Genomic DNA, 19,596 nt, shown 5'->3' with positions numbered 1-19,596 from the left:
TATGTGATCTAATAGTATTCCAATTATTAAATAATGAAACGCTATTGATGACTACAAAAAAACATGACTTTACTGCATTAGCTAAAACGCATCAAAGCGTTCGAATGAGGCTCCGTTTTTTAGCACTTGCACACTTCCAAGAAGGTAATTCACGCACTGCTATCGCTAAATTTTTAAAGGTCAGCCGAACCAGTATAAATAAATGGATCTCTCAGTATCACCAATTTGGAATGGATCGCTTAATCGATAAAAAAACAACTGGCAGGCCTTTTCGATTATCGAACGAGCAACATAAGCAACTCATTCATTATGTAACTGAGTCATCTAAAAGTGAGCTTGGTGGACGATTAAATGGCTCAGACATACAACTTTATATAGAAGAAAATTTTGCAGTGCATTACCATTTATCAAGTGTTTATAAGTTACTGCATAAGTTAGGTTTTTCTTGGATAACATCCCGTTCTAAGCACCCTAAGCAATCAATTGAAGCGCAAGAGGATTTTAAAAAAATTCCAATTCAAAACGATCTTTAAGATCCCTGGTCATATTGCATTAGATCGTGTGGATATATGGCTACAAGATGAAGCACGATTTGGCCAGCAAAATACAACAACCAAATTATGGGCTGAAAAAGGTAGCCGTCCAAGAGCAGTAAAACAACAGCAATTCGAATACGCCTATTTATTTGGATCTGTCTGTATTACCAATGGCGCTTCAGAAGCACTAGTCGTACCTTATGTAAACAAAGACATTATGATGACGCATCTTCAACAAATATCAGATAGAACCCCAATTGATAGAGATGCCGTTATCATCATGGATGGTGCTGGTTCGCATAGCGATGATATTGACGCTGACTTCAAGAATTTAACAATCATAAAGCTGCCACCCTATTCACCCGAACTAAATCCGATTGAACAGGTATGGAGTTGGCTTCGACAACATCACTTAGCAAACAGATGTTTCAGTGGTTATGATTCAATAGTTGAAACTGTCTGTGATGCTTGGAATGATTTTGTAAGTGACAGCAAAAGAGTGATAAAAATGTGTACGAGGGATTGGATGTCATTGATCAGTTAAATAAGCGGATTGGTATTAATCCAGACTGCAGATTATTGTCGAGTCATTTCTCCACTTAAACGTGTTGAGGATATTAATTCAATCCCTTTATTTGGCGCTTACGGTAAAGATCTAGCAATGGCACAAGGATTGGAAGTTGCTTTTAATATGCTACTCACTCGGGTGCACCAGCTGAAAAAAAAGCAAGTGAAAGTGAAACGCCCCTGGTTGATTTTATTCACAGATGGATTGGGGAGTGATTATGATAAGGAAACAGCCAAAAAATTATACCGTTACAGCTTAGAAAATAAACTAATTGTTTTTATTGTAAATATTGGCAAAGAAACTGACGATTTAGCTAAATTTTCATCGATAGCCCCTTTAGTCATCAACATCAGTAAAATTGAAAGTATCTTTACATGGTTTTATAACAGTTTTACCGAAATCATACTTGCAGAAGATGGAATTGTTATCCTCAAGGCACCCGAAATATAAATAAACGGCCTGCGGCTGCCCCATTAACGCTTAACTCGGCACATACAAAGCCCATGACTCCGCGGTTAGCTAACCTGACCAAACTGAGGTCGAATCTAATACCGATTTATCTCGCCGATAGGGAGTACTTTGAACTTTCATATCTGGACGCAATCAATACAGCAACTGGTTATTATATTGTTCGTGCGAGAAAAACGTTAAAAAAAATATTCGCCGTAGCGTAATTATTGATATGGATGAGGAAGGAAAAAAATTACCGATTAATTGCGAGCAGGCCAAAAGGAAAAAGCTAACCGACTTACTGAGCTACCAATTTTAATAGAGAAGAATTTAGTGCAGAAAAAATGAGTAAACTCGATAGCTTATATTGGCCAATAGAATTGCTTTTTAAAGAGTGGGTATCATATTGTAATCTTAAAAAATTTAATACCAGAAAACCGACAATGATGGAAGTATTAGTGCGGGCTAGCTTATTAACATTATTGGTAAAAAAAAGATAGGCAGTAGCATCTAGTGGCTATCAGGCATCGCATTATCAACATTTATGGTTGCCAAAACACACAAGGCTGGTTTTATCTATTAATGGAATCAATAACCCAAAGAGCAGGCTCGACACAGAATAAAATATGAAAGAAAACAGTCGCGTTTTGTCAAAAGACACTCAAAGAGTAAATCCGAGAAGAGATAAGGAAAAAGGACGATTATTTCTTAATGCCCAACCTATGAACAGATACTATACTAATATTAGTGAATAGCGGCCTGCTCTACTCACATCTTGGCAAACAAGAAGTTGCCAGAAGCGCAGATAAGTTTGCAGGAAATGTTACCCGCTAAAAATCAGGTTAAAGAAATCGTCCCGAGCGGGCATTACATAGTGGAATAAATGATGGCAAAATCACGGCAGAACTTAGATCGCTTTGTCGGCAGCGAATATCCCCATGGTTTTGTGACCGACCTGGAAACAGATAGCCTGCCTGCAGGTTTGAGTGAGACGGTTATAAGGCAGATATCGGCGCGCAAACATGAACCTGATTTTATGCTGCAATGGCGTCTCAAAGCCTATCAGCATTGGTTAACTTTGAAGGTGCCAAAATGGTCAAAACTGCATTATCCGCCTATTAATTTTGATGAAATTGTTTTCTACAGCGCCCCGAAAACCGCTGCGGATGGCCCAAAAAGCCTCGATCAGATTGCGCCTGAAATTTTACAAACCTATGAAAAATTGGGCATTCCACTTCATGAACGCCCGCAGCTGGCAGGTGTTGCCGTTGATGCGGTTTTCGACAGTGTTTCCGTGGCAACTACCTTTAAAAAAAAATTGGCCGCAGTGGGCGTTATTTTCTGTTCATTTTCAGATGCCGTGCAGGAGCATCCTGAACTGGTTAAACGTTATTTGGGCACGGTGGTGCCTTATACCGATAACTATTATGCGGCGCTTAATGCCGCGGTATTTAGCGATGGTTCATTCTGTTATGTCCCCAAGGGAGTGCGTTGTCCGATGGAACTGTCCACTTATTTTCGGATTAATTCTCTTAATACCGGGCAGTTTGAACGCACCTTAATAGTCGTCGAAGAAGGTGCTTATGTCAGTTACCTTGAAGGCTGCACTGCTCCGATACGGGATGAGCATCAATTACATGCAGCCGTTGTTGAATTAATTGCCCTTGATGATGGTGAGATTAAATATGCCACGGTGCAAAACTGGTATCCGGGTGACAAAAAGGGCAAAGGAGGGATTTACAATTTTGTTACTAAACGGGGGCTATGCCGGGGGCATCATTCCAAAATATCCTGGACTCAGGTAGAAACTGGATCGGCCATCACCTGGAAATATCCCAGTGTTATTTTGCAGGGGGATAATTCGCGCGGTGAATTTTATTCTGTCGCGTTAACCAATAACTATCAACAGGCCGATACCGGCACTAAGATGATCCATATTGGCAAAAATACCTCCAGTACTATTATTTCCAAGGGTATTTCGGCAGGCCATGGCTCTAACGCCTACCGGGGGTTAGTAAAGATTGGTCCGAAAGCGGTTAATGCCCGCAATTACAGTCAATGTGATTCATTGCTGCTCGGAGAAAATTGCGCTGCCCATACTTTCCCCTATATCGAAGTGAAAAATTCCACAGCTAAAGTAGAGCACGAGGCAAGCACCTCGAAAATCAGTGATCAGCAGTTATTCTATTGTATGCAGCGCGGCATTTCTCAGGAAGATACGGTCGCTATGATTATTAATGGCTTTTGTAAAACGGTGTTTCGTAAATTGCCGATGGAATTTGCAGTTGAAGCGCAGGCTTTAATGGAAGTTAGTTTGGAAGGTTGTACCGGTTGAGTTTGCTTGAATAAGCAGGAGTCAGGGATGTTGAATATAAATAATTTACACGCAGAAATCCAAGGCAATATGATTCTAAAAGGGTTAAATCTGTCCGTCAAAAGCGGGGAAGTTCACGCCATTATGGGGCCTAATGGTTCAGGGAAAAGTACCCTTGCTAATGTTCTGGCTGGCCATCCAGACTATCAAGTGACAACCGGCGAAGTTATCTTTCAAGGGCGTGATTTATTGACCCTTTCCGTTGCGGAGCGCGCCTGTGCAGGTGTCTTTGTCGCTTTTCAATATCCGCTGGAAATTCCGGGTGTCAGTAACGTGCAATTTCTTAAACTGGCACTTAACAGTCAACGTAAATATCGTCAGCTCAGTGAGCTTGATGCTCTTGATTTTTTACAACTGGTTAAAACCAAGGTACAGCAAGTGGGCATGGAAGAGCCACTTTTATACCGTTCGATCAATGAAGGGTTTTCTGGTGGCGAGAAAAAACGCAATGAAATCCTGCAGATGTTAGTACTGGAACCGCAACTGGCGATCCTTGATGAAACCGATTCCGGTCTGGATATCGATGCACTAAAACTGGTGGCACAGGGTATTAATGCCTTTCGCAATAGTGCAGATTCCGGGCAGAAGCCAGGTATTATTCTGGTCACTCATTACCAACGCCTGCTCAACTTTATCAATCCGGATTTTGTCCATATTCTGTTTGATGGGCGCATTGTCAAATCTGGCGGCCCCGAACTGGCCCTGGAATTGGAGAGAAAGGGTTATGCCGATTTATTGCCTAAGGCACCTTCCACAGAAAAAAATGCTTCTAAACAGCCTTAATATTATCTAACAAAGGCTTAAATTAAATATTGAGCCACTCAGGAGGTACAGATGAATGCCCGTGAACGTTTGCTTAAAGACTTTACTCGAAGCAAGAAATATTTGCCCGGACATTTATTGCCCTGGTTAAACGATCTGCGGGAAAGTGCCATCAAAAATTTTGCAGCTCAAGGTTTCCCAAGCCCCAAAGATGAAAGTTGGAAATACACTAATACAAAAAAGCTGCAGCAAACTGAATATTGTCTTGCCCAACAGTCAATCATTCCTCCTACTGACTCTCTAACCGCTCAAATTAGTGAGCAACAGTTTTGCCCTGATGAGCATCGCATGGTATTTATTAATGGGACTTATCACCATGATCTTTCATCGAATCCCCCCTTGCCTAAGGGCATTATTCTTAGCAGTTTCGCTCAGGCTCTGCAGGATCACCCTATCCTAATAGCATCAACATTAGGGGAAATGGTTAATCACCAAACACACCCTTTCAGCGCATTAAATAGCGCATTTATGTCCGACGGCCTGTTTTTATGGGCTGCGGAAAATAGTCAAATGGCCCCGCCCATTCACTGCCTGTTTATTTCCACCACCACCGCCAAGACCGTTGTTTGTTACCCTCGGCTACTTTTGGTACTTAAAAACAAAACGCAATTAACACTGATCGAGCACTATATTGATCTCTGCTCCCCCAGATCAGATCCAGACATGACGGCAGCCAATGGGACTAGCGGTAATCCTAATTTAATCAATGCGGTGACAGAGATACACCTTGGTTCTGAAGCGCAGTTGGATCACTATAAATTACAGCGCGAGTCGCTTAACAGCAGCCATATTGCTGCCATGTATGTGCAGCAGCACCAGGCAAGCCGGTTCACTTCGCACAGTTATTCCTTGGGTGCGCCGCTTGCGCGATACGACATTCAAGTTGAGCTTACCGGCAGCCAATGCGAATGTTGTTTGAACGGGGTATATTTGGCAGATGATAACCAGCACGTTGATTACCATACTCAAATAACGCACTTAGCACCGGGCTGCAGCAGTCAGCAACTCTACAAAGGGGTAATCCAAGGACACGCGCGGGCAGTTTTTAACGGTAAAGTGATCATACATCCCGAGGCGCAACAATCCAATGCGAAGCAGCTCAATAACAACCTATTACTCAGTGATAACGGCGAAGTTGATACTAAACCCGAGCTGCAGATCTATGCTGATGATGTTATATGTAACCATGGTGCCACCGTTGGACAGTTGGATACGCAGGCGCTATTTTATCTGCAGTCCCGGGGGATCAGTGAAAAGGATGCGCAAGCCTGTCTGGTTGATGGCTTTGTCGGTGAACTGCTTGAGCGTATCAATCATCTCTCCCTGCGCAACTTTATTCAGCTGTCCATCAGTGCACAACTTAAGCAGTTGGTGGGTAATGATGCCGGCAACTTAGCGCTGTTTCCCCCAATGGAAAATGGTGAGATGTTATGTCCTTAGTCGACCGACCAGCAGAGCATGGCAGTTTGCCATTAAACAAGGTTGATTGGCCGGCAATTCGGCGTGATTTTCCTCTGTTAGCACAAAAACCGTATAATAAACCCTTAGCTTATCTCGATAATGCCGCAACGACGCAAAAACCCAATAGTGTGATTGATAGTATCGCGCACTTTTATCGTTTTGATAATGCCAATGTTCATCGTGGTATTTATCAATTAAGTGAGCGGGCTACTGCCACTTTTGAGGCAGCAAGGGATAAAATACAGTGTTTTTTAAATGCCAGGTTGCGAGAGGAAATTATTTTCGTCCGCGGTGCGACTGAGGCTATTAATCTGGTCGCACAGAGTTATGCCCGGCCCCGCTTCAAATCAGGAGATGAGATCTTGATCAGTGCGATAGAGCATCATTCCAATATAGTTCCCTGGCAAATGGTCTGCAAACAAACCGGCGCACAGCTAAAGGTTATACCAATCAATGATAACGGGGAGATTATGCTGGATAGTTATCAGGCATTATTAAGTGAAAAAACTAAAATAGTGGCAATCACCCATCTCTCCAATGCTTTGGGGAGTATTGCACCGGTGCAGCGAATGATAACCATGGCGCATGCTAGAGGAATACCGGTATTACTTGATGGTGCTCAAGCAGCCCCTCATCTCAGGATCAATCTGCAGGCTTTAGATTGTGAATTCTACACCTTTTCCAGTCACAAAATTTACGGCCCTACCGGAGTCGGCGTGTTATATGGCAAAAAAAGCTACCTTGATGCAATGGAGCCCTATCAGGGAGGTGGGGAAATGATCAGTCGAGTCAGTTTTGAGAGCAGTGACTATAACGGCTTACCTTACAAATTTGAGGCAGGTACACCTAATATTGCGGGTGTGGTAGGTCTGGCTGCTGCCCTCGATTACATCAACACGATAGGTCTTGACAATATTTGCCAACGCGAACAACAGTTATTAGATTATGCCACCAAAGCATTAGAGCAAACAGCCGGGTTACGTATTATTGGCCAAGCAAAACACAAGGCCAGTATTATCTCTTTTGTGCTTGATAGCGCGCATCCTCATGATATAAGTACAATTCTTGATCAGCAGGGAGTCGCAATTCGAGCAGGTCATCACTGTGCGATGCCGGTGATGACCCGTTTTAATGTCCCGGCAACCGCACGCGCTTCCTTTTCTTTCTACAATAATGAAAGTGATATAGAACAATTAGTGCAAAGTTTGCGGCTGGTAAACAAAATTTTTACCATAAAAAATGGGTGAATAAGATGAATGATGAACTACGCGCATTGTATCAGGAAGTGATCATTGACCATGGCCGCCGTCCGAGAAATTCCAAAAAGCTTGAGCATCCGAGTTGCACTCAAGAAGGATACAACCCGCTCTGTGGTGACCGTTTGACACTTTATTTGCGAATTGATGATAATAGAATTATTGATGCCAGTTTTGAGGGAGAAGGCTGTGCTATCTCGATGGCGGCATCTTCATTGATGACAGAAAGAATCAAAAATATGACAGTGACAGAAGCACGGCAACTGTTTACCGCTTTTCAGAACTTAGTCACGCAAGCTGAGCCGCCTGACAATATCCGTGAGTACTTAGGCAAGCTCTCGGTATTAGGTGGGGTGAGAGATTTCCCCGTCCGCATAAAGTGCGCAACCCTGCCCTGGCACGCACTTAATGCCTGCTTAAATAATATCAACACTAAGCAGATCGTTTCGACGGAGTGAACAGCATGTTTGAACACCTGACTGTATTACGCGATTGTAAAGCCATTACTATTCCATATGGGGAAACTATTACCCTTAAGGAAGGTGATGAAGTTGTTATTACTCAGGCATTGGGTGGCAGTTACACACTTAATTATCACGGGCAGTTATTACGTGTGGGCAACGAAGATAGCGATGCGCTTGGAAAACCTGCGCTAATAGCCACCAGCAAAGAAAATACAGCCGATCATGAAGTCAACTTTGTACAACTCTATGAACAGCTTAAAAGCTGTTATGACCCTGAGATCCCTATCAATATTGTAGAACTCGGCTTGATCTATGACGTTAACTGCTATCAATTAATTGATGGGCGAAATCTTGTGCGTATAACGATGACTTTGACTGCCACCGGTTGTGCTATGGGCACGGTGATAGCTGATGAGATAAAACGTAAATGTCTGGCTCTGGCCAATGTTGATAAGGTTGAGGTGGCTATTGTCTTTGATCCTCCATGGAGTTACGAAATGGTCTCCGATGCGGCAAAACTGCAGCTGGGGCTGCTATAAAAAATGAGGAGTTTATAGAATGGCAAAATGGATAAGCGTTTTACCCGCAGATGAGTTAAGCGCTGGCATGACTAAAGTGCTGGCGTTAGATCAAATAGAGCTGTTATTAATCAATATCGCGGGTGAATTTTTCGCCATTGAGAACAGATGCAGCCATGATGGTGGTGAGTTAAACGGTGGAGAAATCTGCGCTGCAGAAATAACCTGCCCGCGTCATGGTGCACGCTTTAATATAAAAACAGGCGCCGTATTGTCTGCCCCCGCATTTGAAAATATTGCAACTTATCCGGTTAGAATAATCGACAATGAGGTACAGGTATTTCTTCATGAAAAATAACAAAATAACAAAATAACAAAATAAGTTTAGGTATAGACTATACTGTCATCCTATTATGACAGGTATTCGCCGCCGACCAAAATTTTCTGACGTGGTCAACTAATTTCATTCACCTTAGTTAACTTAGTTAAGCTACTTTTTCAAATAACCGTTCATCATTTCAAAAGCGTTCGGGCAACAATAGCCCACGTAAGAATGAAGACGATTGCGGTTGTGCCACACAGTTACATAATTCAATATATATTGTTGTGCTTCATAGCGAGTAGCATAATTGTTCCAATGCACTCTTTCCTGCTTTAGGCTGCCAAAAAAAACTTTCTGCCACCGCGTTACCCAATAGCTGCCTTTTTTGCTCATACTCGCTGTGAGCTGAGGGTCTTGAGCAGCTTCGATATTTATCACTTGCATCTTGAACACCTTGATCTGAATGCACAAAATGTATCATATTCAAGACTTGCCTTCATTCATGATGACATGCTCCATCCACCTACTTTTCTAGCATATAAATCAATAACAACAATAAGATATAACCAGAATTAGGTCGTCCAAACATAAGTGATATCCCCAACATAAGCTTGATTTGACAAATCATATTTGAAGCTTTTCTTAAGCTTATTTTTAAAAATAGGTTTTTATATTCATTTACAACAAGAAATAACAGAGATCAAAAAAAAGGCCAGAGTGACTATGGTTACCTTCTGGTTACCCCTCTTGATTGGATCTATCTTAATGAGGTATTTACAGTCGCGGCTATTTAACTGTCGATAAAACTTACAGTGCTCAATCCTGTAATAAAAAAAATTAAATAATATAAAACAACACCTTAAAAAAAATCCTTCTGCAGTCAATCATTGATCGATTACCGAGGTGTCACTTTAATTTACAACTTTTTCTTCAATTCTAATCTCGTGATTGATTAAAATACTCTACCTCACTGTTTTTATTAATTAAATTATATTGGCACATATTTTGCTAAGAGTTAAGTGGGAGGATTAATAATTTGATTTATAAATTCTATCTGACATGCATGTAAATAATATCCACAAACTTTTTGCTGAGAACAATTTCATGCAGATTAAATGTTAATAAACGAGGAAATAATTATGAATATTAAGTTGATAAAAGGGGCGACGTTTGCCCTTGCTGCAATTATTATGACGCCATTCTCTGCAATAGCGGATTCAATCGATCCGGCAGTTTATGCTACTACACTAGGTCTCGGCGATAGCGTAACCATTCGTAAAACAGTCACTATCACTAAAGAATCACCTACCACAGCACCACTTGACGTTATGTTTATTTTCGACACAACGGGGTCTATGGGAACTGAAATTAATCAGGCTAAAGCAGCTGCAAATTCCATTTTGACTGGTCTGGCAGGATTCGGTTTGCTGCAGTCAGGTTCCGGTTGGTACAACGACCCGACTTTTGATGGGGTTCGAGTTGATCTAAATTCAGGTAACACTGATGTAACATCAGGTATCAGCACGGTTCCATTTATTTCTGGTAGTGGTGGCGACACCCCTGAAATGGGTTATGCTGGTATCAGTGATGCGGCTGATACCGCCAGCTGGCGTCCAGGTTCAAACCGTTTCATCATCGCTTTTGGCGATGCCAACTTCAAAACGCCACCAACAGAAGCGGCAACAATTGCTTCATTGACTGCAGCCAATGCTAACTTGATTGGTATTAGCTACGACGGAGCTTTCTCAGCTGATATTGCTGATCTTGGCGGTACTGCATATAGTGGAGTTGGTCTGGATACTGCTGGTCTCGTTACGACTATTCTTAACAGTGTTGGTACAACATTTGACACTTACTCAGCGGTCACTGTCGATGATCTCGGTGGTGGTATGCCGGGTGTTGGTTTCTCGGCTACCTGTGTCTCTGCAGATTCAGGTGCGTGTGTTGGTGGTGATGCGACTGGTTCTTTCGACCGTAGTGTTGAGCGAACCTTCGAGTACGACGTAACATTCACCGGTATGGCTGAAGGGGTGCATGGTTTTGATACCCTCGCACTTGTTGATGGCAGTACCACTGCTGCAGAAAGAGATACAATTACAGTAAGCTCCGTACCAGAGCCTGGTATGCTGGCTCTGTTGGGTCTGGGTCTAATCGGTATGGGTGCCACGCGTAAACGTCGCAGCTAAAGACGACCTACAGTTTACAGCTTTGTCATGTTAGACAAGAAAAGCGACCTTCGGGTCCCTTTTCTTTTTCTTATGATAAACATAGCAAATAATTAAAAATATATAATTTACAACGTCATGGTTTTATAACAAATGATGAGCATCTTACCCATCACACTATAAAAATTCAGGGAGCTTAAAAATGATTGCATCGATAGTAAAAACCGGCCGTCAAAGACTAACAGGTAATTCTATTATTTACTCTTTGATGTTCGCTACCCTGCTGTTAATTTCATCCCCACAAGCTATCTCAATGCAGTTGCTGCAGTCAACATTTTTAATCGATAGACACGAGCAAGGCGATATTATTGACTTGTCCAACAGGCCTGATGCAAAGGCTTTTTCTGATATCAATAATTTATTGGCGATCAAAGACTATGCAACGGCTATCGAAAAAGCGAACACTGTATTAAAAAATAATCCGAATTCAGGTCTGGCAAATGAAGTACTTGGCACCGCCTATTTTCTCAACAAACAGCAGGAAAAGGCGGCCACCTCATTACAAAAAGCGATCGAGCTAGAGCCCGGGCAGAGTGGAGCACTGACTAAATTGGGCATAATCAAGATGGAGAGTGGTGATATTTTCGAAGCGGAAAAATTATTGTTGAAGGCGATAGAAATTACTCCAGCAGATCGGTTTGCACATCAACGCCTTGGTTTGTTATATGAATATCAGGCTAAGGACCAGCGAGCGATACATCATTTTCAACTTGGCCTCGAAGGAACCCATGAATCTTATCTCGGTGTTGCCGTCAATCTTGGGCGCTTATTGAATAAATCAGGCAACTTTGCTGTGACCATTGCGGTACTTGAGCCGCGCGTCTTACTTTACGAGACGAATACTGATGCACAAATGGTGCTAGCAACTGCCTATCTGGCAACCGGCAATTACCTCGACGCTCGCATGCGATTTCAGCATGTATTGCAGTCAGGGCTGTCGATGCCTAAGGCATTGCTTGGGCTTGCCAAGGCACAACGTGGCGAAAGTGATTTTTCTGCCGCTATGAAGACGATAAATAAACTTGTTAAACAAAAACCAGATTCTGCTCTGGCGCAGATGGAAAAAGGCGAGATTTTACTGAGGTTAGACCAAAGAAAAAAAGCCAACAGCGCCTTCAATGAAGCCGTTGCACTAGGCTTAAGCCGCAGTTATGTCAATCAACGTATCGCCAAATTTCACCTCGATAATAAGGATTTTGCACAGGCGCGTGATATTTATCAGGCGATGGTCGATGATAAAACTGCAGATGTGTTCACCTATGGTCAATTATCCGAATTATTGATGGGTGAAGGCAATATCGAAAAAGGTGAGCTTATATTGCGTAACGGCATTGAACGTTTCCCGAACGATGCCTATTTGCACCTGAGGCTGGGAAGTTACCTGGCATCTATCAGAAGTTACGAGGAATCACTCCCTATACTGGAAAAAGCCACAGAGCTTTCAGCTGATGATATCGCTATCTGGAAAGTATATGCGTTGGCACTTGCACGCACTGACCACAACGAGGATGCCGTCAATGCCGCCGCTCGACTCTATGTATTGCAACCCAACAGAACTGAGCCAGCCATCTTCTATGCGACTCAGTTAGAAGCAAATAAACGTTTTGATGAGGCAGAAACTCTCTATCGAAAAATAATTCAGGCAGTACCCAATCATGCGCTGGCATTAAATAATCTGGCTAACATCCTTGCTGATAAAGGTGATCATAACGAAGCGGAAACGATGGCAAGACGCGCTGTCGGTGTGGTGAGTGATAATGCCAGCATACTGGATACGTTAGGTTGGGTTCTCTACAAACAGGGTAACCTGAATGAATCACTAGAGGTGCTGGATAATGCAAACAAGCTTGCACCGGAAGCTGCTGTTATATGGTATCACAAGGGTGTGGTGCTGGATAAAACAGGTCGACGTGCTGAAGCAAAAGTAGCTATTGAAAAAGCCCTTTCAATCAATTCAAAGGCGAATTGGGCAGATGCGGCTGGCGTGCTTCTGACGCAACTATAAGCCATAATCGTCCTGAGATAAGTTGACACTTTTCAACTTAAATTCAGTAATATTAAAAAAAAGAAACCCAAAAGAAAGTACAACAGAAAGAATTTTCCAGCGTCATGGTGGCTTTAATATAAAAAGGCGCCGTATTATCTGCACCCGCATTTGAAAATATTGTGACTTATCCGGTTAGAGTAATCGATAATAGGGTGCAGGTATTTGTTTAGGAAAAATAACAAATTAAAATTCGTCTTAAATTAACGAAAATAGGTTTTATACTCAAACTACTTGAGGATGCATCTTCAAATAGTTTAGGTATAGACAATACTGTCATCCTATTTTGACGGGTACTCGCCGCCGGCCAAAATTTTCTTTCGTTCTGGCAAACCGCCCTGCCAATAGCTCCCCGCAATTCAAACAGTGCCCGAACTCGTCGAGGTTATATTGTCCCAACTGATACCAGTCCCTTTCAATCAGCAAATCTTGGCAATGTGGACAATAAGTACTGTCTGACTTGCTATCATGCACATTGCCACAATACACATGATGCAGGCCATAGCTCAACGCTATTTTTCTGGCGCGTAATAGGGTCGCTAGTGGCGTGGACTCTTTATCCATCATTTTAAAATCAGGATGAAAAGCACTGAAGTGCAGCGGTACATTCAGGCCAAGGTTTTCAGCTATCCATTGACACATTTTATGTAATTCCTGATCGCTGTCATTTTCACCGGGGATCAGTAAAGTGGTAATTTCCAACCAGACCGAGGTGTGATGTTTAAGATATAACAGGGTATCTAATACGGGTTGTAACTGCCCGTGGCAGATTTTATGATAGAACGCCTCGGTAAAGCCTTTTAAATCAATATTGGCGGCATCCATATGGCGATAGAATTCAACTCTAGGCTGATCACACATATAACCCGCACTGACTGCGACACTTTTGAGTCCCAATGCTTTAGCAACGATGGCAACATCAATGGCATATTCCATAAAGATCACCGGATCGTTATAAGTAAAGGCGATACTTTTACAGCCCTGCTCTTTGGCAACCCGTGCCAGTTGTTCGGGCATAGCGGTATCACAAAGAGTATCTATTTCACGGGATTTACTGATCTCCCAATTTTGGCAGAATTGGCAGGAGAGGTTACAACCGGCGGTGCCAAATGACATCACCCTTGAGCCGGGGTAAAAATGGTTAAGCGGTTTTTTCTCAATCGGATCAATGCAAAAACCCGAAGAATGGCCGTAACTGGTCAGTACTATTTTACCCTGATGATTCATACGCACGTAACAAATTCCACGTTTTCCTTCACGCAGGTGGCAATGATGAGGACATAAATCACAAGTAACCAAGTCCTCTCCCTGATGTTTTCCCACCTCTTTATGCCAATAGCGGGTAGGGAAAAACGCTGGCGGTTGCTTATCCATAGTCATCACCCTGTTTATTGTTATATACCTAAATTATAGTTTATTTACAACAACAGGCATTAGCAGGCTCTCTAATGAGATTCTCCGTCAGCAAGCAAGAATCTTGTTTAACATACTGTATTTATTTAGTGCCCATTCCAATTTCAACCTTCAGTAACTTAGCTAATAAATCAGCTTCATCTTGGCTGATATCAATATTTGGCATTTTTCCCGATGCTAACCAAAAACAATCCCCATCGTTCTGCACTGTGACTTGATGGGGCTTGCACATTACCTCAACTCTGCCGGTCTTAATATTTACCGCTTCGGTACCTAATTTATCACCTAAGCTATTAGTTACCATCACTATTAAGCCTGGTGCGATAAATTGAGCTTGATCCCATAAATACTCCATTGTGCGACCTCCTTCTTATAGACTACTTTTACATTATGGTATTGATTTAGGATATACCCATGTTACTTCAAAATGCTTTGTCAGGCGCAAGGGCGGAGACCAGAGCAAGACGCAACATGAGGTAATGGTTATTCCCTTTTCGATTGGTGCAACGCAGCGCTGGTTTTCGACCTTGCGCCCCGTAGGGCAAGGTAAATTGTGCCAATCTGCGTTGTTATAAAATCTCTATGTAGAATAACTATACTTCAATTTTATGCCTAGCATCTCAGCACAATTTTCCTTGCTGACTTTACATCTTGAAGTATCATGGGTATATATATTGGCTCAATGTGCCTTATTTAGTAACGCCCCCCACACTGCTGAGTTGCTTTTTGGCACTGCTATCACCCTGCATCGCAGCCTTGCGCCACCATTTTATAGCTTCGTCGCTGTTTTTTGGTACACCTAAGCCAAGCTCATAAAGTGTACCAAGGCTGAGTTGCGCACTGACATGTCCTTGCTGTGCCGCTTTAAGCCACCATCTGCTCGCCTCAATTGGATTAGGCGTTACACCAAGACCGAGCATGTACATCAGTGCAAGGTTATTTTGACCAGCCGCATGCCCCTGCAGCGCGGCTTTTTGATACCATATAAAGGCCTCTGCATTGTTTTGTGTGACCCCGAGAGACTCCTTGTACATACTGCCGAGATTGACTTGAGCACTAGCAAGCCCCTGCTTAGCAGCTTTACTAAACCACTTTAAAGCTAGCGGATAGCTTTGGGGTATGCCATTCCCCATCATATACATAACCCCAAGATTGTGTTGTGAAGCGGCATCGCCATATTCAGCAGACAGGGTATCGATTTTTACCTGCTCTCCGCTCTCAGCAAAGGAGATACACAGACAAAGCAACACAAAAAAAATAGGTTTGTTCATTATTTTTCCCCCTTAGCTTCTTTTAATGACCTTACATATTTATAATAAACAAAATTAAGTTTGTTAATCTTTATGCACTTGTTAAGTGGCTCTGCTTACCCAATTAATCTGGTCAAGGATTTATATTGATTTTAGTACATATTTCAATCTTGACGGGGATAGAACGGGTGACTGCAAAGCGAAGATAGTGACCCGATTCAACCCCCTCAAAGAGTCAGAGGATTGGTTGAATCGATCACTTAATTGATAAGCTTACTCTAATAATATTAATGATACTTTGAACCCAAGGTCATTAAACAAATTTAGCGGTTAATAATTTCCAACTGCGTTGCTGCTCTGCTACACATTTTTTTAATTCCAGACAGGTTTTTATTAACTCTGAATTTTCAACATCATTCACAAGTTCTTTTTTTCTTTCTGACAACAATTGTTTATGTACGGCATAATACTCATTTATTTTAACAATAAGCAGATCATATTCGGATTGTAAACGTTCAAGCATTTTTTCCGGATTAGGGTATGTTGCTAATTTTTGTTGACTGCGCTTTAAGGTCATGGCTAATTTAGCTTTTTCCAACCGATCTTCAGGACTGATGCGTAATTTACTGGTCAGCCCCAGATATTCACAACTTTTTATCAACCATTTAGTCGGATCAAATTGCCACCAACGGATACCATTCCGATAATCATTTTCAAAAATATGGTGAAAGTTATGGTAGCCCTCACCAAAGGTAAGAAAGGCCAAAAAACCATTATCCCTTGCACTGTTTTTATCGCTATAGGTTTGTTTCCCCCAGATATGCGCTAATGAGTTGATAAAGAAAGTGGTATGGTGACTTAACACTAAACGTAAAAACCCCACTAATAGGATGCTGTTAATGATATCACCATGCCAAAAACCAAAAAATAACGGTATGCCAATATTTAGCAGCAGTGTTAACAACAAATAATACTTATGCTGCCATATTACGATAGGATCTTTTTGCAAATCTCGCACGTTATTATAGTCGTCATAAGTAGTTGGATGATATTCACGCAGCATCCAGCCAAGGTGTGAATACCAAAATCCCATTTTAGCGGAATAGGGATCTTTATCATTATTATCAACATGCTTATGATGAATTCGATGATCCGATGACCAATGCAATATGCTGTTTTGTAAAGCGAATGCACCGCCTAAGGCAAAAATAAAACGTAAACTCCAATGTGCCTGATAAGTTTTGTGTGACCACAATCTATGATAGCCTGCCGTAATGGACATGCCACAGAAAATAAAACATAAGAGTGCAAACATAATTTCGGACGCATCAAAACCATGCGTGATAGCACGGTAAGGTACGGCAATTGCGGCTAATAAAAAAGTGCTCAAAAAGAACAAAACATTAAGCCAAAGAATACGGGGTTTATTCATTTCGCCTCCAACTCGGCAAATATAAAAAAGAAAAATTCAGCGTACAGATGTACACCTTGCATTCATCCTAACATAATACTCAGGTACGCAGCGTATTTTTTTACACAAATTTAACTTCAATCTCTGCACATTGCTTGCTAAAGTCATACATTGGGAATACCCATACGCTTCGGAATGCTATCGGAATAAATAACGGTTTTTATGAAAAGGTCTGGTCATGAGTAGCATTAGAGCACAGCAAAAAGAAAAAACCCGCCGTCTGTTAATTGATGCAGCTTTCGCTCAATTAAGTGCTGAACGCAGTTTTTCAAATTTAAGTTTACGAGAAGTGACTAAAGCGGCAGGACTCTCACCAAACTCATTTTATCGTCATTTTTCAGATATGGAAGAGCTTGGTTTGATCTTGATTAACGAAGTAGGCTTAGTGCTTAAGCAACTAAGGTCTCAAGCCAGACTGCGCATTAAAAAAGGCGGTTCAGCCGTAAAAATATCCGTGTTGACTTTTATGGAGTTCATTGAACAATACGCTAATATTTTTCGCTTGTTATTACAGGAAAGAGCCGGTGCCTCAACAGCATTTAGAACTGCACTGAGCCGTGAAATAGATTCTTTTACTATGGTACTTTGCGGTTATTTACAGCAAGCTAACAAGTTAAATGCCGAGTCGGCTTATCTGCAAGCCAACGCAACGATCATCATTGTTTTTAGTGCGGGTGCAGAGGCCTTAGATGTTGACCAAAAAAGACGGGATGATTTAACTAAACGTACTATTTTACAGTTACAAATGATTGACAAAGGATCATTAGAGATGAACTTATCCCGGTAGATTGAGCTGCTGGTTGCGAGCTTCGAGCCTTCGAGCCTGCGGGCTGTGACAGTATCGAAAGATCAACAGGTTGGTAAATCAACGTGCTTGAAATATAGGCGTTTTCCACAGGGTTTCGCTCAACTCATTTGTTTTTTCCCAATTTTTTGCCATGATCAAAGCAACAATTTCTTTTGCCACATTAGGAATTAATTGAGGTTTATGTTGAATATCATCATCTAACATCTCTAACCAATTGCCGATTAAATCTTCATCTAAATGATGCATTACATCTGCGAGCTGTAATTGTTTAAGTGCAAGGGCGTTGGAAAGCTGTTCCATTTGTCCATGAATTGGTTTTACTAATATTGGAATGCCCAAGTGTAAACATTCACTGATCAATTCAAATCCAGAATTGCAAATAACGCCTCGGGTTTGGGTCAAATTATTAGTAAAACCTTGATAACAGGTCTTTTGCCATAGTACATTTCCATGCTGTATTTCAGTTAGCTGTGGAGAGTAAAGAATAAAATTATAATCGCTAAATGTATTTAATAAATCAGTCACCTCTGATTGATCTTCAAAAGGTAAATACACCATAATAAAATTTTGGGTGATTTTACGGGATAAATTAATGTCAATAATCGGTGGTAATATATTTTCTTGATATGGATGCCAATGTAAACCAATGCCGAATGGTGCGGGAGCAAAGTTTTTTAGCACCCATTTTGCCAGCCAATTTTCTCCAGCAAGCGGTGTATTGGGACCAAAGGCATATTGATGACCCAGCCCAATAATTGGTTTATTTCTTAATTTGGCAGCCCAGGCCGTGATCGGCTCAAAGTCTGTAATGATTAAATCATAGCTGCTAAGATCTAATGAAAAAACATCTTTAAGAAATTGCCATAAATTATTTTTTAATGTGGTCTGCACATAATTAACTTTCCCGCCTTCACTAACAAAAGTTAATCCTTCGCGAATCAGGTGATCGTTAAATACCTCCATTTCGTAATATTGATTTTTGTCGCGACCAGAGAATAAGTAGGTAACCTTAGCATCACTTTCGGCTATATATTTAGCAATTACCCTGCTTCGCGCCACGTGCCCATTTCCTGTACCTTGAATGCCATAAAGTATGTTCATAGTGCCACCATTATATAAACTAAAATTGTACCTATAAGTGCACCCGCTAAAATATCGGTTGGAAAATGCACTCCCAAAATAACGCGAGATATCGCCACAGCAATTGCCCATATGTACAGTGGCAAAGCGATAACACCAAAGTAAAATGTAAAAAGCCCAGCTAAAGTAAATGCTGCCATCGTGTGACCTGACGGGAAACTAAATTGATCTGAAGCTTCTATTATGCTTTTGAAATCAGGGATAACTTGTGGTGGTCGGCGTCTGCATAACGTATGTTTTAAGATAAAATACAGAAGCCGCTCCAGCATAAAAGTCAATATTGTTAAGATAAGAAAGTGATTGTAAAATTGCGTTGTCATCAGCCAATAGATAGCGGGCAGTAACAGTTGTAAATAACCATCACCGCTTTTTGATGTGATCCGAACCAGACTAATAAAATGGTGGGATGTACTGCTTTTTCTACACCACATTAATAGCTTTAGATCGTATTGATAAATATTATTAAACATAGTC

18 protein-coding genes and 2 pseudogenes are annotated in these 19,596 nt (G+C 41.5%); 13 read left to right on the top strand and 7 right to left on the bottom strand.

All coding sequences use genetic code 11. The annotated features are described in order from the left end of the window. The first annotated feature begins 47 nt into the window (after positions 1–47). The 10 genes and pseudogenes from PING_RS19840 to PING_RS07895 all read left to right on the top strand — a co-directional run bounded on the left by PING_RS19840 (position 48) and on the right by PING_RS07895 (position 8,807). Positions 48–1,080, top strand: a protein-coding gene (locus PING_RS19840; protein WP_232279414.1) for an IS630 family transposase whose coding sequence is annotated in 2 segments (ribosomal slippage) — positions 48–511 and positions 510–1,080 — 1,035 coding nt in all. Because the reading frame shifts where the segments join, the coding sequence is not laid out codon by codon here. Between the two features lie 117 nt (positions 1,081–1,197). Then, a complete protein-coding gene (locus tag PING_RS07930; RefSeq protein ID WP_157035325.1) occupies positions 1,198–1,554 on the top strand; it encodes a vWA domain-containing protein in 357 nt (118 codons plus the stop codon). A 104-nt stretch (positions 1,555–1,658) separates the two neighbouring features. Continuing rightward, positions 1,659–2,309 (top strand): annotated as a pseudogene (locus tag PING_RS21325) (transposase); the annotation flags it as partial. 128 nt (positions 2,310–2,437) lie between these two features. Beyond that, complete coding sequence (gene sufB, locus PING_RS07925; RefSeq protein ID WP_011769881.1) at positions 2,438–3,889, top strand: Fe-S cluster assembly protein SufB; 1,452 nt, start codon at positions 2,438–2,440, stop codon at positions 3,887–3,889. A 27-nt stretch (positions 3,890–3,916) separates the two neighbouring features. Next, positions 3,917–4,711, top strand: a complete 795-nt coding sequence (sufC, locus tag PING_RS07920) for a Fe-S cluster assembly ATPase SufC (protein ID WP_011769880.1) — start codon at positions 3,917–3,919, stop codon at positions 4,709–4,711. 51 nt (positions 4,712–4,762) lie between these two features. After that, positions 4,763–6,190, top strand: coding sequence for a Fe-S cluster assembly protein SufD (gene sufD, locus PING_RS07915; protein WP_011769879.1), 1,428 nt, complete (start codon positions 4,763–4,765; stop codon positions 6,188–6,190). After that, the gene (locus PING_RS07910; RefSeq protein ID WP_011769878.1) at positions 6,181–7,458 is read left to right on the top strand and encodes a cysteine desulfurase; all 1,278 of its coding nucleotides are present in this window, start codon (positions 6,181–6,183) and stop codon (positions 7,456–7,458) included. The genes sufD and PING_RS07910 overlap by 10 nt, the downstream gene beginning before the upstream one ends. 5 nt (positions 7,459–7,463) lie before the next feature. Further along, positions 7,464–7,925, top strand: coding sequence for a Fe-S cluster assembly sulfur transfer protein SufU (gene sufU / locus PING_RS07905; RefSeq protein WP_011769877.1), 462 nt, complete (start codon positions 7,464–7,466; stop codon positions 7,923–7,925). A 5-nt stretch (positions 7,926–7,930) separates the two neighbouring features. Next, complete coding sequence (sufT, locus tag PING_RS07900) at positions 7,931–8,470, top strand: putative Fe-S cluster assembly protein SufT (RefSeq protein WP_011769876.1); 540 nt, start codon at positions 7,931–7,933, stop codon at positions 8,468–8,470. A 19-nt stretch (positions 8,471–8,489) separates the two neighbouring features. Beyond that, a complete protein-coding gene (locus PING_RS07895) occupies positions 8,490–8,807 on the top strand; it encodes a Rieske (2Fe-2S) protein (RefSeq protein WP_011769875.1) in 318 nt (105 codons plus the stop codon). Between the two features lie 132 nt (positions 8,808–8,939). Here PING_RS07895 and PING_RS21320 read toward each other — a convergent pair. Continuing rightward, positions 8,940–9,439 (bottom strand): annotated as a pseudogene (locus PING_RS21320) (DDE-type integrase/transposase/recombinase); the annotation flags it as partial. A 471-nt stretch (positions 9,440–9,910) separates the two neighbouring features. On the opposite strand from PING_RS21320, the gene PING_RS20905 reads away from it, so the two are divergent. Further along, positions 9,911–10,957: a vWA domain-containing protein gene (locus PING_RS20905; RefSeq protein ID WP_011769874.1), complete on the top strand. Its 1,047-nt coding sequence runs from the start codon at positions 9,911–9,913 to the stop codon at positions 10,955–10,957. 181 nt (positions 10,958–11,138) lie between these two features. Further along, a complete protein-coding gene (locus tag PING_RS07880; RefSeq protein ID WP_011769873.1) occupies positions 11,139–13,001 on the top strand; it encodes a tetratricopeptide repeat protein in 1,863 nt (620 codons plus the stop codon). Between the two features lie 315 nt (positions 13,002–13,316). Here PING_RS07880 and amrS read toward each other — a convergent pair whose 3' ends face one another. From amrS to PING_RS07860, 4 genes are all read right to left on the bottom strand, one after another. Further along, positions 13,317–14,414, bottom strand: coding sequence for an AmmeMemoRadiSam system radical SAM enzyme (gene amrS, locus PING_RS07875; protein ID WP_011769872.1), 1,098 nt, complete (start codon positions 14,412–14,414; stop codon positions 13,317–13,319). 121 nt (positions 14,415–14,535) lie between these two features. Then, positions 14,536–14,808: a hypothetical protein gene (locus tag PING_RS07870; protein WP_011769871.1), complete on the bottom strand. Its 273-nt coding sequence runs from the start codon at positions 14,806–14,808 to the stop codon at positions 14,536–14,538. 334 nt (positions 14,809–15,142) lie between these two features. Next, positions 15,143–15,724 (bottom strand): tetratricopeptide repeat protein, encoded by a 582-nt coding sequence (locus PING_RS07865; RefSeq protein WP_011769870.1) that lies wholly within the window; start codon positions 15,722–15,724, stop codon positions 15,143–15,145. Between the two features lie 292 nt (positions 15,725–16,016). Beyond that, positions 16,017–17,135, bottom strand: a complete 1,119-nt coding sequence (locus PING_RS07860; RefSeq protein ID WP_011769869.1) for a fatty acid desaturase — start codon at positions 17,133–17,135, stop codon at positions 16,017–16,019. Between the two features lie 217 nt (positions 17,136–17,352). On the opposite strand from PING_RS07860, the gene fabR reads away from it, so the two are divergent. Beyond that, on the top strand, positions 17,353–17,961 hold the full coding sequence (fabR, locus tag PING_RS07855; RefSeq protein ID WP_011769868.1) for an HTH-type transcriptional repressor FabR: 609 nt from the start codon (positions 17,353–17,355) through the stop codon (positions 17,959–17,961). A gap of 78 nt (positions 17,962–18,039) precedes the next feature. Here fabR and PING_RS07850 read toward each other — a convergent pair whose 3' ends face one another. Further along, positions 18,040–19,083, bottom strand: a complete 1,044-nt coding sequence (locus tag PING_RS07850) for an MJ1255/VC2487 family glycosyltransferase (protein ID WP_011769867.1) — start codon at positions 19,081–19,083, stop codon at positions 18,040–18,042. Next, positions 19,080–19,592, bottom strand: coding sequence for a phosphatase PAP2 family protein (locus tag PING_RS07845; RefSeq protein WP_198134751.1), 513 nt, complete (start codon positions 19,590–19,592; stop codon positions 19,080–19,082). Before PING_RS07845 ends, PING_RS07850 begins: the two co-directional genes overlap by 4 nt. Positions 19,593–19,596: the final 4 nt, after the last annotated feature.

The sequence above is a fragment of the Psychromonas ingrahamii 37 genome, from assembly GCF_000015285.1.
Classification (GTDB): Bacteria; Pseudomonadota; Gammaproteobacteria; order Enterobacterales; family Psychromonadaceae; genus Psychromonas; species Psychromonas ingrahamii.
This window is presented reverse-complemented; position numbering and strand designations above follow the sequence as displayed.